Here is a 14,267-nt window from a genome sequence, read left to right on the forward strand (position 1 = left end):
AAGCTATTTATTTTTTCCATTTTTAATTTTACTTACGAAGTCATCATTGATATATTTTTTATTCAACGGATGTGTACTCCTTACCCTATTGAGCATATCTTCATCTAAAATATGAGTATAGATTTCCGTTGAATTTAGAGAAGTGTGGCCAAGTAATTTTTGTAATTCGACAATATTGCACCCATTACTCAAGAGCAGCGTTGCGAATGTGTGCCTTAGCTTATGTGGGCTCAATCCTTTCTTATAAATCCCACTTCTTTTCGCAAGGTCGATTAACAGCATATACATCCCTTTCCCGGTTTCATCAAAAGGCTTTCCATACTTATTTAAAAATACAATATTTGTACCCAATTTAGGAACCCTGCCCTTTTTAGCGGGGTCTTTATTATCTCCACAAGATAGATACAGTTTTAGAGCCTCCGCAGCACTCTCTGTCAGCGCAACCAGTCTCTCTTTGCGCCCTTTCCCGTATAGCTTTATTATCCCCGCGTGGAGGTTTACTTGATTCAGCTCTAATTTGGCTATTTCTGTGAGCCTTGCTCCTGTGCTAAGAAAAACCTGAAATATCGCGTAATCTCTTGTAGCGTACCTACTGAAAAACTTGATCCCATAAAGAAACTGCTCACATTGTTCTGCAGATAAAAATATCGGTATCGTCTTTTCTACCTTCTGTCCCTTTATATTGAGCATTGGTGTAGATTTAATTTCCGGAAATTCCTTCGAGATAATCAGATGATTAAAAAAGCCCCTTAAAATTGTTGTCTTCCTATTAACCGTTCTGGCCTTATTCTTGTTAACTTCCACTAACTTATAGAGGTATTTTTTAATCACTTCCTCATGTTCGCAAAGATATACTATGTCTTGTTCCGGCCATTTTGACTTAAAAAATTCCATAAAAGCTTCGATCTCTTTTTTATAATTTCCTATAGTTCCCTTTGATAAATTACGTTCGATTGAAATGTGATAAATATAAGACTCTAAATACTTTTGCATAATACATCAACCTCCTATGCCCAAAATTATAATCGTATTTCGGGTATAGGAAAGCATAATGCTATTTTTTTGACTGAAAAAAGGTACTAAACGATTTTACCCAGTAAGTATAGGGACTACCGGCTCAACATTGCTGTCTTCAATGTGAACATGCGCCGGATTATTAACTAAATTGCATAACCGCACAATATCCTTTTCCCTAAGGATTGAACAAGGTACTTTACAAGTTTCAAAGGCTGTCTTGAGACTGTTGACTCTTCGGGAAATATCTTGTTCGCAATCCGGCTCATACTTTTGCCAGATGGGTAAATAGAACTGCCGTTCAATCACTTCTCCGGATAAAGCATAATTAGAAAGTGATGAAATCTCCTTGCGGAGCAATTCTTTTTGTTTTTGATTTGTAGTTGAACCTAATAAATCAGTGTATTCGTTGATTAGAGGAGAGATATCTACCGGACGGGACACTGCAATTAGTTTGATTGTCTCCTGATCTCCAGACAGCTCAGCAGTGAGCCTTCGTGTCAGGGATTCTTTTTCCCGCTGACTGAGGAGATCAATGCTGACCGGATCGATTTTTAGATATTGAAAAATAAAGTGGTCACGTGTATACAGATATTTGTCCCGAACGTCTTTGACGTTAGTAAATTCTTGAGCCGTTACTTGATCTTGAGTCTCCGCTTTACGTTGTTGCTTCTCCTTTTTATTAAGCACAAAAAAGACCGCCCCTGCGATGAGTACGGTCAGTAAAAGAATCCATATGGATAAAATGGGGTTCATCTTAAGTTTTCACCTCTCTATACTTTTACTACATCATTCTATTATATATCAGCTTATTGCTTTTATAGTATAACTAAAGCAAATTTGGTAATAAAACACAGAAATTTTGTGATAGACTATAAGAAACTAAAGGAGTGTGTTGAATTTGCTAAAAATGTCACGGCCATATTTTTCACGAAGGATCAGTTTGTTGATCGTAGCCTTTATCAGTCTAGTATACTATCTTTTTTTACCTCTTCTTATTTCTTATCTCTTTAAAGTAATCCCTCCTCAATTTTTACAAATAGTTTATTGGGGAATTGCTCTTTCAATTTCATTTTTTGCTGTTCTAATTGGTCTCTACTTCCCAACATATCGTGCCTCACAGCTATTTAACCTAGAAAAGATAAAAGGGGAGCTTACATTCTGCATGCGACCTATCTCTTTTGCTCGTATGGGGAGAAAATGCAAGGGAGATAGAGACGAGATAGCTAAATACTTTCTACGGGATTTTACCAACGGAGCCGTGAATGCTGCTGAGAAATTCCCTCCTGGTACAACATTCCATACCACGACATGGTTATTTGATGAGCTGAAACAAAAATTCTTGATAAAGAAAGGCTTTATTGTAGAGAAAGCAGATCAAGGTAAGGTTTCACGCTTTGTAATCGGCCTCTCCGCATTTATGGTCTACGGAAATTGGAACGAGTTGAGAAAAATTCGGGAAACTCAATTTTATAAATTTACTTGGACTAAAGAGACATTAAAGGGCTTGAGAATTACCAATACACCTCACTTTTGCCGGTCGCCCTGGCTGGCAACGTTATCGGCCATGAGCCAAAGGGACCGAACCCAATATCAAAATCATGAGTTAAAGTTATTGTAAACTCGTCCCCAAATTGAATTCGGCTCCCATCGATAGTGTTGGCATCAATGTGTACGTTTGGATTCAATTTGGTATCCTCTTTAAGGGATTGTATTTCCGCTTCCATTTTGCTCCCTGTTTGTCCGGTAATTTCCACTTGCCGTTTCAAATCATCGGCAAATCGATTCAGCTCAAATTTGCCAATGACTACAGGATATACGGCCAGAGCTAATGCCAAAACAATGCAGGATGCTAAAACTTGAATGGCCGTATCCAAATAACCTTCCCCTCGTTTATCTCGTAATACCTTCATATTACATTCTCCTATACTAGAAAAAGTTTCCCAGAGTAGTGAACAAATGCATGCCGATGGCCACCACAAAGATTGTGATAAAGCACCCCAGTAAAGCAAATGAATATTTCCGCATCTGACCCGGCCGCTTCTGAGCCGCCATCTTCAAATGCTGAAATTCAATGTGTTTAAAATCATGGGCCAGACGTTGAAAATACATAATATTATCATCCCCCCGGAGTACACCAATCAGTCCGCGAATGACCTCAGAGAGCATAGGACTCCCTACCCGAGCGTCAAGCCTGGTTAATGCTTCCTCCGGATTCCCGGTTTTCATATCGGCGACAGCAATCTTTAACTCTTCAGCTAATCCCTTGCCTGCCTTTTTTCTATGTTTATCCAGTATAGCAATCACATCCCGGGAAGCTTTCAGCTCTTGTTCAATATTGAGAACGAATCGTGGTAATTCACTATCAATTCGTTCTCTTTTTAATTTTAATAGACGTTCCACTCTGCCAATTTCGTTAAAGTAAAGAACAATCGCGAGAACCACAAAACCCAAAGCAAGGGGAGGAAATACCACTAAAGCTGGGATGATGCCTAAAAGGCATATCCCAGCTTTAACAAGTGCCTGAGCCAAATACGCTTCCGGAGTCAGAGGAATCCCAGCCGATTTGAGGGAACCCTTAAGCTGGCGTTGCCGATACTCATTAATTTTAATCCTGGTGGATAGATGAGCAACCAACTGCCAAATAATAACTTCAGTCGCTTTAGGTTTCTTAACCCCTTGCTTTTTATAGCTTAATATGGCCTTTGTTGCTGAATGACTGGGAATCTCCAATTGAGCCGACAGCAAAAAGTAAATACCGGCCGAGACCATACCGGCAAAAACGACAATGACATTTATCAATTCAATCACCTACCTTTTGTACTCAATCGGCCTGGACGAACGTACCATGCCGGCCAAAGCCCAAAATATGACCAGGACAACCCCCGCCAAGGTCGCTTTCCCAATACTGGTATGCATAATATTGTTGTACCAGCTTTTATTAAGAAAAAAAAGCAAAGGAACGCTGCCCAAGACCAATGCTGTCATGGAGACAAAATCCTTTATCGGACCGTATATGAGATACTCCAGATCCAAGCCCACAGTCCTTATATCCGATAATTTTTCTACGATGGGATAAAGGGTAAACTTAAGACTTTTATCTTGCTGACAAGCGATCACCTGATCGACCCATTCCTTAAAGACCTCATTGTCAATTTTTTCGCGTAGGCGCTCTAATGCCAGTTTAACATTAGAGGTAATTAATTTGTTTTCATTGAGGAAAGCTCTAAAGGGATCAACCAGGGGAGGATTCAAGATGTTTATATTTTCCTCAACGGCTCTGATGAAGTCATTTGACCGGACATAAGAAGTCGTTATGATCGACAGTCCTGTTTCAAGTTCTCCATTAAGCTGTTTTTTGTAAGCATTGGCTGTAAAGATCACATACCAGAAAGGCAACAAGAAAAATCCGCAGGAGAGGATCGGGATGAGAAAATAGTTCTTGGTCATCAGCCCGATCAGTATTCCTGCGAAGAAAAAGATGACAGCCAACAGAGTTAAAATTGAAAACATATTCGTCTTCTGTGTAACCACAAGAATATCCCAGGTTTCGTTAATAAGTTTCCTAACCCCGCGCTTCCGCTTTCCTTCTGCAGCTTCAACCATCCCTCTAAGCGTCTTCTTTTCGGTCTGCAGCTTCTGAATGATATCAGCGGCCATTTCCCCCAGCGACAATTTTAGGAGCAAAAAGCTCCCCACCACCAACGCTAGAAATGCTATTAAGGACAGTATCATAAGGCGTTCCTCCTCCCAAGAAAAATTGATTAAGCATTGATTGAGTCATTCCATTTTGGATCAGGCGTTTTTGCATTTTCTCAGAGATGGTTTCGGCTTTTTCAAAATCCCCTTTAATGACCGTTTTTCCATCCTCAATAAGGTTCTCTTCCACATTGAAGCGCCATAAAGTATGCAATTTTTTTTCTCCATTGCGAAGAACCTCGCATTCGGTAATCTCCATAATTTTCCGGGACTTGTCTTCCAATTGTTTTTGGAAGGCCACAATCGGAAATCCTTCAGCAATCATTCCATCAAGAGTTTCGTCTTTAAGATCATACTTCTTCTTGCATAGAGTTCTTATTCTTGGATAAGTCGCTTCACAGGAATTAGCATGAGTCGTCGTAAGGACGGCAGTTCCCGTGTTTGCCGCTTCCTGGGCACCATAAGCCTCTGAGCTTTTCATCTCTCCGATACAAACAATATCCGGGTTGCTTGTGAGGGCATACTCCAAAAGTTTTTCCACATCGATAACCCGCTTTGGATCATCACTGCGCCGAGTAACCGTATGCACTACATTGGTTATAGTTTTGCCATGCTCATCTTTCTCAACCAAATCGAATTCCCGGTTCTCTACCTCGATGGTAAAAATACGTTTATGCCGCCGTACTGCTTCCAAGAGCAAGGATAGTGTGGTTGTTTTTCCACAGCCAACTGAGCCAGAAATGCAAATGCTGATACCATAGCGAAGGAATAAAATTAGCTGTTCCAACATCAAAGGCTCTGCTGTACCTTTCCTGACAAAATCGTCTTTGCTTAAGTGTTGCGGATTGATAATACGAATGGATGCCGCCACCCCTGCTTTAGCGTCGATAACCGGAGGAGCATAAGCCGTAATCCGTATATTGTTGCGTAAATGGCCTCTTACCATAGGGGACTCATCATCTAAAATCGCGCCTGATGGCCTTAATAAACGCTTAATAACATCTAAGGCATGTTGAGGTGAATTGAAATGCTCATCGAGAGTATGGATATCTCCATCCCACTTGGTAACTTTAATATCGTCCCAGGCGTTCATATTGATCTCTTCGGTCTCTTTAGAATCAAGGTATTCCGTCAAAAAGGAAGCCTCTTTCATCTCGGAATAGATCTTATCCACCAATTGCATTGTGGTCAGATCCTGAACCCCAAGATTCTTCTCCTCCAAGTATTGCTTAATATAGAGCTTAATCTGAGCCGCTTTTCGAACACTGTCTCCTTCAAAGGCCGAGGCATACCTGGTGGACATGTACTCCTGGACTTCATCTAAAACCAACTTATAATCCCTGATATTACTGGTACGTTTAAACGGACTACTCATCAAATACCTCCTTCGCCAGCTTTTTAATTCCTTCCATAAACAGCTTTCCTTCCTTGCTTTTCACGGGTTCAAGCAACTCACCGCCCCAAAATTGATGTTCAAGTTCCGCTGCATAGGGAAACTGAAAGTCTACCCCACCATAGGCTTCCGCAACCTCAGCTTTCGGAGAAAATGGCTTGTATGCGGATATCGCTTTGAGATGCTTATCTACTCCATAGGTATGATCCATGGCCATCACCGGCAATTGAGCATCAAAAAAGGACAGTCCCTTTAAATCGGCTGTCCCGCATCGGAGTACTTGGTCCGCATTACGCAAGGCGGCAACGGATAAATTATCATCGGTTAGATCACTGGAACAATCCACAATAACATAATCTACCCGGTGCCGTAACAAAACCAACAGATCCAAAGCCTGTTCCATCAGGTATTGGGGATAGGTGATGAAGTTTTCTCCTTTCTTATAGCCTACCACTCCTAAATAATCCCCCTGGGGCAGGGTTAAATGAGCAAGCAAGGCACCCTGATCCAAATCTGGATTACTCAACAAAGCCCCTAAAGACTTCTCCTTAGGATCGACCTTCGGTAAAAGCACGGGAAGACTCGGGCATAAAAGATCGCAAAGAACTAATACCACAGTTTTCTGTTTACCGGCCAACCATCTCGCCAGCTTAGCACTGATCGTGGTTTTTCCGCTGCCAGGACTACCCCATACAGCAATCAACTGATTATTCATGATCGTCTCCCTCCTGCACTCCATCATCATTAGCCTTTAGAGTCTGTTCGAAATACTTTTCTTGAGTTTCCAACAACTGACTCTTCAGTTCCTCATTTCCCCGGCATACCAGAGTCATATGCAACTTGCCATTCTCTTCGTACTCAGCCAACTTCAACGCTTGGGTAGGATTTACAGATAAAATAGCCGTGGCAATTTCATCTTGCTCCTTGGAATCCGACTGATCCTTTTGGGTATTATCTATCCCCTTTTTCGTTACCGCTGCCAAAACCTCGACATAGGTTAGCTCAGGCAGCTGCAGGGCCTTTTTTTCTGCACCCTGTCCATCCAAGGCAATGATGGAAATGATATCTCCGTTTTGCAACTTTCCGGAAAGCCCATTGGCCTGACTTTTGAGGGATACCGAAATCGCCACTTTACCTTCAGGAAGGTTATACAAATAAGGGCTATTGAAAAAAGAGTCTGAAGAGACCTTGGAGCTGAGGATATAATCGCCTTTTTTTAAGCCCATTGTCGCGTACTGCCCTAACACTTCCTCAGTGCTTTTGATGACATTGTCCGGAAGATTATATCCTCCTACCGTCACCTTCTCAAGTTTATCGGCAGTAATTCTTTCCCCTGCTTCAATATCCTTGCTGATCCTGACAATCGTCGTCTGAGCCGTAGCTGCTTTGTTGATCAGAGGCGACAGCCCAAAAACGATCATAAAGGCAAGGGCAATACATGCAATCCCTATAGCCGTCCGGTTCTTGAACTGATCCAGGTTCAGCTCCAACTTGCCCTTTGGTTTCGATTCTTGCTCCGACTTGAACTTCGCCTTTTCCCTCCCCGATGATGGCTCCTTTTGCACCTTTACAACCTCTTTGTCTTTCTTTTTAAATATCTTAAACATCACACAGTTCCCCCTTATAAATCTTCTGCATCAGTGTCCCTTCTCGATTTAAGGCATAAATTTTTATTGTTCCTTCCTTATCAGTGAGCTCAACACAACAATCCGCGCAATATGACCGATTTTTGCTAATAAGACCAATTGCCCGGCTTTGACATACCGGGCAACATCTCATTCTATTTTTCTTTTCAACATCCTCCTTCACAGAATTCACGTTCAACCATCTCCCTTTAAAATTTGGCCATATAATCTGACGAAACCACTAAATCAGTCATCATTACATCCACTTGATTTCCCATAAACAAGACCGGGACTTCTAGGGTAATCCGTGACATAATAAAAAGAGTCTTGTCCCTCTCAGTGTGCTCCGGAGTAAATGGAGCGTTCACCACATCGACCATCAGCCCGTAGACTTCAAATTCCTTCCAGTCATCAGCTATTTTGACATGGTGCCCTCCCTGCGGTTTTGTACCAAGAATCCGGTCTATTTCTGCGTAGATATCTCCCGTATTAAGACTAGGTAACCATACTGTATCTGAACGCGCATACCCGCCTGAATAACCGTTTTTTATACCACCATAAGCCATCTCAGCATTATCATTAGCTACAGTCAATGTTGCTGCTTGAACCGCATTGCGCACTCCGGAAGCTATAATCTGTATCCGCATGTATTCATAGCCTACCATCATCAGCATCATGAGCGACAACACTATGGCAGCGACCAAAGGATAACTTAGTCCCCGTTTATCTCTAATCAGCGTTCTCAACTTCGACAAAAGCTCCCCCCTCCTAACGTCGCTTCAACATATCAGCCGGGTCGGCTGGTTTAATATGCCAGTCGTTAATCGCTGCACCTTTCAACACAATCGTGTTGGATTGGGCAGCTGTCAGCATCCCGGCCGGGGTCCACATATCCAGGATAACAACTTGCGGCTCGTAGTTATCCATATTTTTCGGGAACCAAATAGGCGTGTAATGGACCCGGTCTGCATAGTGGCTGTCCGGATTGACCTTAAACCAAAACTCCGCATTAAAGCCGCTTATCTTTAAATCCAACACCCGATTGTATTGGGTGTAGTCAAATTCCGGGAAATACATCATGGCATTTTGGGCTCCTGTTACCATGTTGGAATTTCCTGTGTAGTAACTAATGGCCCTCAGCTCCAAGTCGATACCGTATCCGGCCGGCATTTGCCACTTATCAAAATAGGCTTTAGCCGTCGGGCATCGTTTGTTGGGCAAAATATCTAACGTAACATCCAGCTCAGCCGAATATGTCAGCCATTCATATTCCCAATCACCCAGATCCACCCAGAAACCGCCCCCATCTTCTGTAGCGAAGAAGACCCAATTAGGGACCCAATAGCAATTCCACTCACCCCATGTTGCAGCCTTTCGCTCATTTCTTAACGGAGGATTCATCGGCCTCCACCAATCCGGTGTGCGGGCTTCTCCTTCCGGATTCAGATCAAAAAGCTGAGTATCTGGAGGTGTCTTCTCCTCCAGTTCCACCACATTAGCCTGAATCGTCGCCGATGAGCTGCCGGCGATTCGTGCCGAGCTGTTTCCCGAAATGGATATAGAAATCGTGACATTCTGCGGTGTACTGGGTGTCCTCCACTTAAACCAGGCCAGCTGAGATCCTCCCGCCGGAATGACCAAAGGATGAGTGCCACTTTGGCCAGTGCTCGTAGTGAAATGAACATAAGCCCTAGTATTTGGAGTTATGCGGTCAAAGGCACGAACCTCTACTGAGGTAATAACATCCGTATTTGTTCGGTATTCCTTATCATAGCTGGTGGGCGGGGATTCTGGCTGTCCGGTAGCATTAGCGGAAAGAAAACGCATCCCCCAACCTCCCCCCATGATGATCCGTTCATTAGCCCAATTCACTCCCTCGGCCAAAGGCGGTGTGACCGGAAAACCAAACCAGCTGTATTCCAAGGTGATGGAATTAGGCAAGCCCCGGTGAGTCATAGCGGTAATCATTTGCCCATCTGTTCCGCCGCCAAAATTAAAATACCCCAGCTTTTGAGCTAGGGCATATTCCGTGGCAGTAAAGGCCAATTTAGTTGTGCCGTCCTTAAGGTAAGCGATAATGACCGGTTCATAGACCACCAACCAGGGCACTTCGTTTTTGTAATTGCCGTTACCATCTTTGACCGGAAGAATACGATCAGGGGAGCCGGTGACTGTTTCGCCTTGGATAGTGAATTGGAGGCCAGAGACTAGACCTTCCCGGGTAGTGCCTTTTTGGTCGGCGAAGGCATCTATGAACGCATTAAGAGTTTCGGTATCACCAAAATAGTCTTTAACTGCGTTTATATTGCCTCCACTGACAACCGGTGGTGCTGGTGGATTATGAGCTATTCTATGTGGCGAAGATGTTGGAGCAAGTGCCAATCCATTTTGATAATCTATTTTACTGCCATTTCCGTACATTATTCCGCTAACTGGGGGAGTGAAATGACTTGGCCTAACATAGATCGGAGCATTGCCGATCATTTTAAATCTTGACAAGGTTGAATCAGAGGTTTTTACTTGGTCAGACAAACCCACATAAATAGAGACCTTATACATATACTCACCAGAATTGTAATGGGCATAGCCTTCTTCAGAACCACCAACCCCTCCCTCCCCGCCCTCGGCATTATCATCAGCTAAAACTACTGAGGGGATAAACAAGCATAAGCTCAGCAAGGCAAATAACATTGATAACCGTCTCATTACAAGCCTCCTTTACATAAAAATAGAGACAGCCCTTATCAGACTGTCTCTCAAAATATAGTTTTTAAAATTTATCTCCTGTTCCAGGGATATGATCACTAATATCTTCTATTTTAACATCTTTCACATTCGTTGCTGCTGCTCCAGGCTGTAGGAACGGATTCTGCTCAGGAGGAACTAAGTTGCTACCGCCATCATTCCCACCGTTGCCATTATTACCATTATTACCATTATTACCATTATTACCATTATTACCATTATTACCATTATTACCGCCAGTATTTGAGCTGTTATCATTATTATTGTTAGAGCTTCCACCATTGCCCGTATTGCTGCTGTTTCCACTATTATCGATGATATAACCGCCGTTGTTTTCTGCTTCCTTCAATTGCTCTTCAGTCGGCATAGGTGGAGGATTCTTGGCTGCTTCTTCCCTGGACTCATATCGTGGCGCATACTCTATTTCAGGCTCAGGAGTCGGCTCATTGACCAACTCTACTTCTTTCCCATCAACAGTTTTGTATTCATCCTTTTGTGCCTTTACTAAACTATTAAGGTACTCTGTATATTTATCTGCAGACTTATCGTTTGATGCTCCAGATTCAACAGGAACTGTAACCGCATCTTTGCTTGTATCATCTAAACTCAAATTCTTGTCAGGGCTGTTCAAAGAATAGATTCCCAACCCCAAGGCAATACAAAGAACCATGGCCACACTACCTAAAATAACTTTTGTCCGTTTCATTGGCTAGACCTCCTTTGATAGCAAAGTCTATTCCCTCAATACTATTATACCCCATTATACCATGAAATGTCAAGCAATAGAGAGCATTGATAAGATATTGAGAGAAAATCCTTCATAATTAAGATTTTGTTTTCAGTATCACGATAGAAAAAAGACAGCCCCGCCTGACTGTCTTCCCAAGTATTTTAATTAGTTAGCTTATATTTCCTAATCTTCTTCGAGTTCATTTGCAGGTTGTTCTAATAACATACTGTTTTTCAATGATACTGACACAATAATCTTTTAATTCTTGAATCCTCTTCGTTGAGGTATTCCATAGAACGTCAACATCAATTTGTCCATATTGGTGAGCAACAATATTTCTCAATCCTTTAATGCTTTTCCACGGGGCACCATCATAGGCTTGCCTGAAATCATCCGATAAGCGACCTGATAATTCTCCAATCTGAAGAACACATAAGGCAATTGCATTTTTATAAGCCACATTAGATTTAAATGTCTGAAATGACCTGGAGAAATGTATATGCGTTTCGTCTACTTCATCGCAATACTGAATAATATGCCTCAAAATATCTATATTTCTTTTGTCACTGCTCATAAAGTAGAACCTCCTCTCCGCGAATCCTTTGCAGAAAACTATCACTTAAAGAACCAGTGGTTAATAAATCAACTTTAGCATTTAATTTCTCTTCTAACTCAAGCCTCAATCCAGCTAATTCAAAGTAATCTTCAATCCGTCCTCTATCAATCCTCAAATCAATGTCGCTACCGGGCTCAGCTTCTCCCCTTGCATAAGACCCAAAAAGGACAACCCGTTCCACTCCATACTGTTTGGCAACATCTGAGACAACGGCCTTGATTTCATCAATCGTATAGCATTGTGTTAACACAACGATCACCCTTTCTACAGTCTTCATTCAAAACCCATTCTATGGAAATAGTATACCACAGATTATTGAACATTTCCCATGGTGAACGTTATTTCTTCATATTCATTCTCAGCGTTCCCACTCTTCTGTAGATTGTGTTTCGTCCTGCTGAATCTCAAGATTTTGGATTTGTTCACGTAATTGCCCGTTTATGTGGCGAAGCTCGACAACCTGCTCCCGGAGCCCGGCATTTTCCGTAATCAGCCTTTGCCAGTTCTCAGACATAGCATAGATTTTATCCACGGCCTCCTTCACTGCAAACTGCTGAGGGTCCAGTAGACGCTCTCTTGTTTCCCGAATCTCCTTTTCCATCTCAGCTCGTTTGTCGATTGCAGTAACGACTTTTTGCACCTCACCGAGAGCTGCCTTATTATCCGCGGTCCTCTCAAGCAGAATTTTTTGTTCTGCAGCAAGTGTCTTATGTTCTGCCGACAGTGTTTTATTCTCTGCCAACAATACCCTTTCTGCCTGGTCTGTACGATCGACCGCTTTTGTTGAAATACTATTGTTTTTAAATAAAGTAAACACTGCTCCTAGCAAAGTAATCGCCGCAGAAATGGCTATAATCATGCTGCCATAATCCATCCAAAACTCTCCAATCCAATCCAACATCTTTTACACCCCCAGTGTAGCATTTCTTTACTTATTATGACAATATGACATATTCTCCTTATAGCGAATTAAAGCCATCTCTGTTGCCGAATAGCTTGGATCGGCATAATCGGAAATGTCTTCACCTGCAACTAAACCTGATAAAATCTGCTCCATCTGCAATTCATCATATTCCGGCTTGGCATAAATACTCACGTCTATTCCATGTATTAAACCTTGCTGAATCTGCAACATTTGCTCCAATGAAAATTTCGGATTCGCATAGAGAGAAACATCCAAACCCTGATTTAAGCCTTGCCTAATACGAGATAACTGAAAACGGTCAAATAGATTTTCATCAATAACACAATTCTCATTAATTTTTAAGAACTTAGGGGTTTTTAGCTCAGAAAGTTCGGGAATCACAGAAGGCTCAGAACGCTTCAAAACTTCTTTTCTTTTCTCTTTCCAGTCATAATAATGCTCAGCTATTGTTAGGATGGTCCAATTAAAAAGAGAAGCTGCCACAAACGTCGCAAGAAAAATAAGCACATAGATAAACACTTCCATAAGCAACCTCATTCTCTATCCATGCTATGCAAATACAAACATTATCATTGCCCCTGCAGCCAAATAGGGACCAAGGGCAAAGGATTCTCTTCGTTTACCCTTTAACAAATTGACTAAAATAGCAACGCTTAACCCTAGGATTCCTGCGCTTAATCCCCCTATCACACCCAAAACACTGCCTATTCCGGCCATGAGTTTCACATCCCCACCACCCAAGGAATCCTTAACGGCAACCGCGACTATGAGAAAAGGCAGCGGTACAAGTATAAGCCCCCACAAGGAATCCCAGGTCCATCCCAAAAGACTGATAAGAATAAGCAGGACATGAACCTTATCCGGAATAATCTTCGTCCTCGCGTCATGAACTGCAGCGTAAAGTAATACCAAAAAGAAAAGCCCTCCTTTAAGAACAACAAGGGTATCCATCATTTCCATCATTTGAATCTCCACTCATCTAAGGCCACATAAGGATATTCCTTCTGTGACTTTGCGTAATGGAGCATATTTTTCATTTGATCCACAGCCGATAGATTCGTCCTATCTTTGATCGTCATCATCACGCTCCCTGCAGCAATCACCATCATGGACACAATGCTTACCGAAATATTCCCCGTGACCAGAAAAAACACAATATCCACCACTCCCCCTACCAGGCTGATGAGGCCAGCCTGTTTCCGCTCATCTTTGCCGAAGCCGTCAAAGTATTCCGGCTTACTTTTAATCCCCACAGGGATGTAGAGTGTGCTTTTAGCATTCTCCTTCTCCATAAATTACCTCCTATTTAAAGTAGTAAAAAACAATATCTCTCAGCTGCCAGACCGACTCGGCAATGATATAAAAGATAGCCGCATTAATGGCTCTTTTTCTGTACATCGGCCCATCTTCTTCGTTACCCATCATGCGAAAAAAACAAAAGGCAATCCTCATAATAACGCCTGCTCGGATAAGGACTATAACGGCTACCGTCAAATCATCGATCTCCACTCAATAGACCT

General features: G+C 42.3%; 18 protein-coding genes. All 18 read right to left on the reverse strand.

Annotated features, from left to right (window positions below):
• Window positions 1–3: 3 nt before the first annotated feature.
• The 18 genes from BUA14_RS25080 to BUA14_RS25170 all read right to left on the reverse strand — a co-directional run bounded on the left by BUA14_RS25080 (window position 4) and on the right by BUA14_RS25170 (window position 14,256).
• Window positions 4–993, reverse strand: a complete 990-nt coding sequence (locus tag BUA14_RS25080) for a tyrosine-type recombinase/integrase (RefSeq protein WP_072775093.1) — start codon at window positions 991–993, stop codon at window positions 4–6.
• A gap of 96 nt (window positions 994–1,089) precedes the next feature.
• On the reverse strand, window positions 1,090–1,770 hold the full coding sequence (locus BUA14_RS25085) for a hypothetical protein (protein ID WP_072775094.1): 681 nt from the start codon (window positions 1,768–1,770) through the stop codon (window positions 1,090–1,092).
• A gap of 758 nt (window positions 1,771–2,528) precedes the next feature.
• Window positions 2,529–2,927: a DUF4320 family protein gene (locus tag BUA14_RS25090; RefSeq protein WP_072775095.1), complete on the reverse strand. Its 399-nt coding sequence runs from the start codon at window positions 2,925–2,927 to the stop codon at window positions 2,529–2,531.
• Between the two features lie 16 nt (window positions 2,928–2,943).
• Complete coding sequence (locus BUA14_RS25095) at window positions 2,944–3,816, reverse strand: hypothetical protein (RefSeq protein WP_072775151.1); 873 nt, start codon at window positions 3,814–3,816, stop codon at window positions 2,944–2,946.
• A 9-nt stretch (window positions 3,817–3,825) separates the two neighbouring features.
• Window positions 3,826–4,701, reverse strand: coding sequence for a type II secretion system F family protein (locus tag BUA14_RS25100; protein ID WP_242954763.1), 876 nt, complete (start codon window positions 4,699–4,701; stop codon window positions 3,826–3,828).
• Window positions 4,664–6,088, reverse strand: a complete 1,425-nt coding sequence (locus tag BUA14_RS25105; RefSeq protein ID WP_072775097.1) for a CpaF/VirB11 family protein — start codon at window positions 6,086–6,088, stop codon at window positions 4,664–4,666. Before BUA14_RS25105 ends, BUA14_RS25100 begins: the two co-directional genes overlap by 38 nt.
• Window positions 6,081–6,821: a nucleotide-binding protein gene (locus BUA14_RS25110; protein ID WP_072775098.1), complete on the reverse strand. Its 741-nt coding sequence runs from the start codon at window positions 6,819–6,821 to the stop codon at window positions 6,081–6,083. Before BUA14_RS25110 ends, BUA14_RS25105 begins: the two co-directional genes overlap by 8 nt.
• Window positions 6,814–7,713 carry a Flp pilus assembly protein CpaB gene (gene cpaB, locus BUA14_RS25115; RefSeq protein ID WP_072775099.1) on the reverse strand — a complete coding sequence of 300 codons (900 nt, stop codon included), beginning with the start codon at window positions 7,711–7,713 and terminating at the stop codon, window positions 6,814–6,816. The genes BUA14_RS25110 and cpaB overlap by 8 nt, the downstream gene beginning before the upstream one ends.
• Before the next feature lie 227 nt (window positions 7,714–7,940).
• Window positions 7,941–8,486 carry a TadE/TadG family type IV pilus assembly protein gene (locus tag BUA14_RS25125; RefSeq protein ID WP_072775100.1) on the reverse strand — a complete coding sequence of 182 codons (546 nt, stop codon included), beginning with the start codon at window positions 8,484–8,486 and terminating at the stop codon, window positions 7,941–7,943.
• Between the two features lie 13 nt (window positions 8,487–8,499).
• Complete coding sequence (locus tag BUA14_RS25130; protein ID WP_072775101.1) at window positions 8,500–10,437, reverse strand: DUF8195 domain-containing protein; 1,938 nt, start codon at window positions 10,435–10,437, stop codon at window positions 8,500–8,502.
• 64 nt (window positions 10,438–10,501) lie between these two features.
• The gene (locus BUA14_RS27335; RefSeq protein ID WP_084078859.1) at window positions 10,502–11,182 is read right to left on the reverse strand and encodes a hypothetical protein; all 681 of its coding nucleotides are present in this window, start codon (window positions 11,180–11,182) and stop codon (window positions 10,502–10,504) included.
• A gap of 223 nt (window positions 11,183–11,405) precedes the next feature.
• Window positions 11,406–11,780 carry a HepT-like ribonuclease domain-containing protein gene (locus tag BUA14_RS25140; protein ID WP_072775103.1) on the reverse strand — a complete coding sequence of 125 codons (375 nt, stop codon included), beginning with the start codon at window positions 11,778–11,780 and terminating at the stop codon, window positions 11,406–11,408.
• The gene (locus tag BUA14_RS25145) at window positions 11,770–12,099 is read right to left on the reverse strand and encodes a nucleotidyltransferase family protein (RefSeq protein ID WP_072775104.1); all 330 of its coding nucleotides are present in this window, start codon (window positions 12,097–12,099) and stop codon (window positions 11,770–11,772) included. The genes BUA14_RS25140 and BUA14_RS25145 overlap by 11 nt, the downstream gene beginning before the upstream one ends.
• A gap of 81 nt (window positions 12,100–12,180) precedes the next feature.
• Window positions 12,181–12,723, reverse strand: a complete 543-nt coding sequence (locus tag BUA14_RS25150) for a hypothetical protein (RefSeq protein ID WP_072775105.1) — start codon at window positions 12,721–12,723, stop codon at window positions 12,181–12,183.
• 27 nt (window positions 12,724–12,750) lie between these two features.
• On the reverse strand, window positions 12,751–13,272 hold the full coding sequence (locus BUA14_RS25155) for a hypothetical protein (RefSeq protein ID WP_072775106.1): 522 nt from the start codon (window positions 13,270–13,272) through the stop codon (window positions 12,751–12,753).
• A gap of 24 nt (window positions 13,273–13,296) precedes the next feature.
• Window positions 13,297–13,710, reverse strand: coding sequence for a prepilin peptidase (locus BUA14_RS25160; protein WP_084078861.1), 414 nt, complete (start codon window positions 13,708–13,710; stop codon window positions 13,297–13,299).
• The gene (locus BUA14_RS25165; RefSeq protein WP_072775107.1) at window positions 13,707–14,039 is read right to left on the reverse strand and encodes a hypothetical protein; all 333 of its coding nucleotides are present in this window, start codon (window positions 14,037–14,039) and stop codon (window positions 13,707–13,709) included. Before BUA14_RS25165 ends, BUA14_RS25160 begins: the two co-directional genes overlap by 4 nt.
• 10 nt (window positions 14,040–14,049) lie before the next feature.
• Window positions 14,050–14,256 (reverse strand): mercury transporter, encoded by a 207-nt coding sequence (locus BUA14_RS25170; RefSeq protein ID WP_084078863.1) that lies wholly within the window; start codon window positions 14,254–14,256, stop codon window positions 14,050–14,052.
• Between the last annotated feature and the right edge of the window lie 11 nt (window positions 14,257–14,267).

Origin of the sequence: Desulfitobacterium chlororespirans DSM 11544 (genome assembly GCF_900143285.1) — a bacterium.
GTDB lineage: Bacteria > Bacillota > Desulfitobacteriia > Desulfitobacteriales > Desulfitobacteriaceae > Desulfitobacterium > Desulfitobacterium chlororespirans.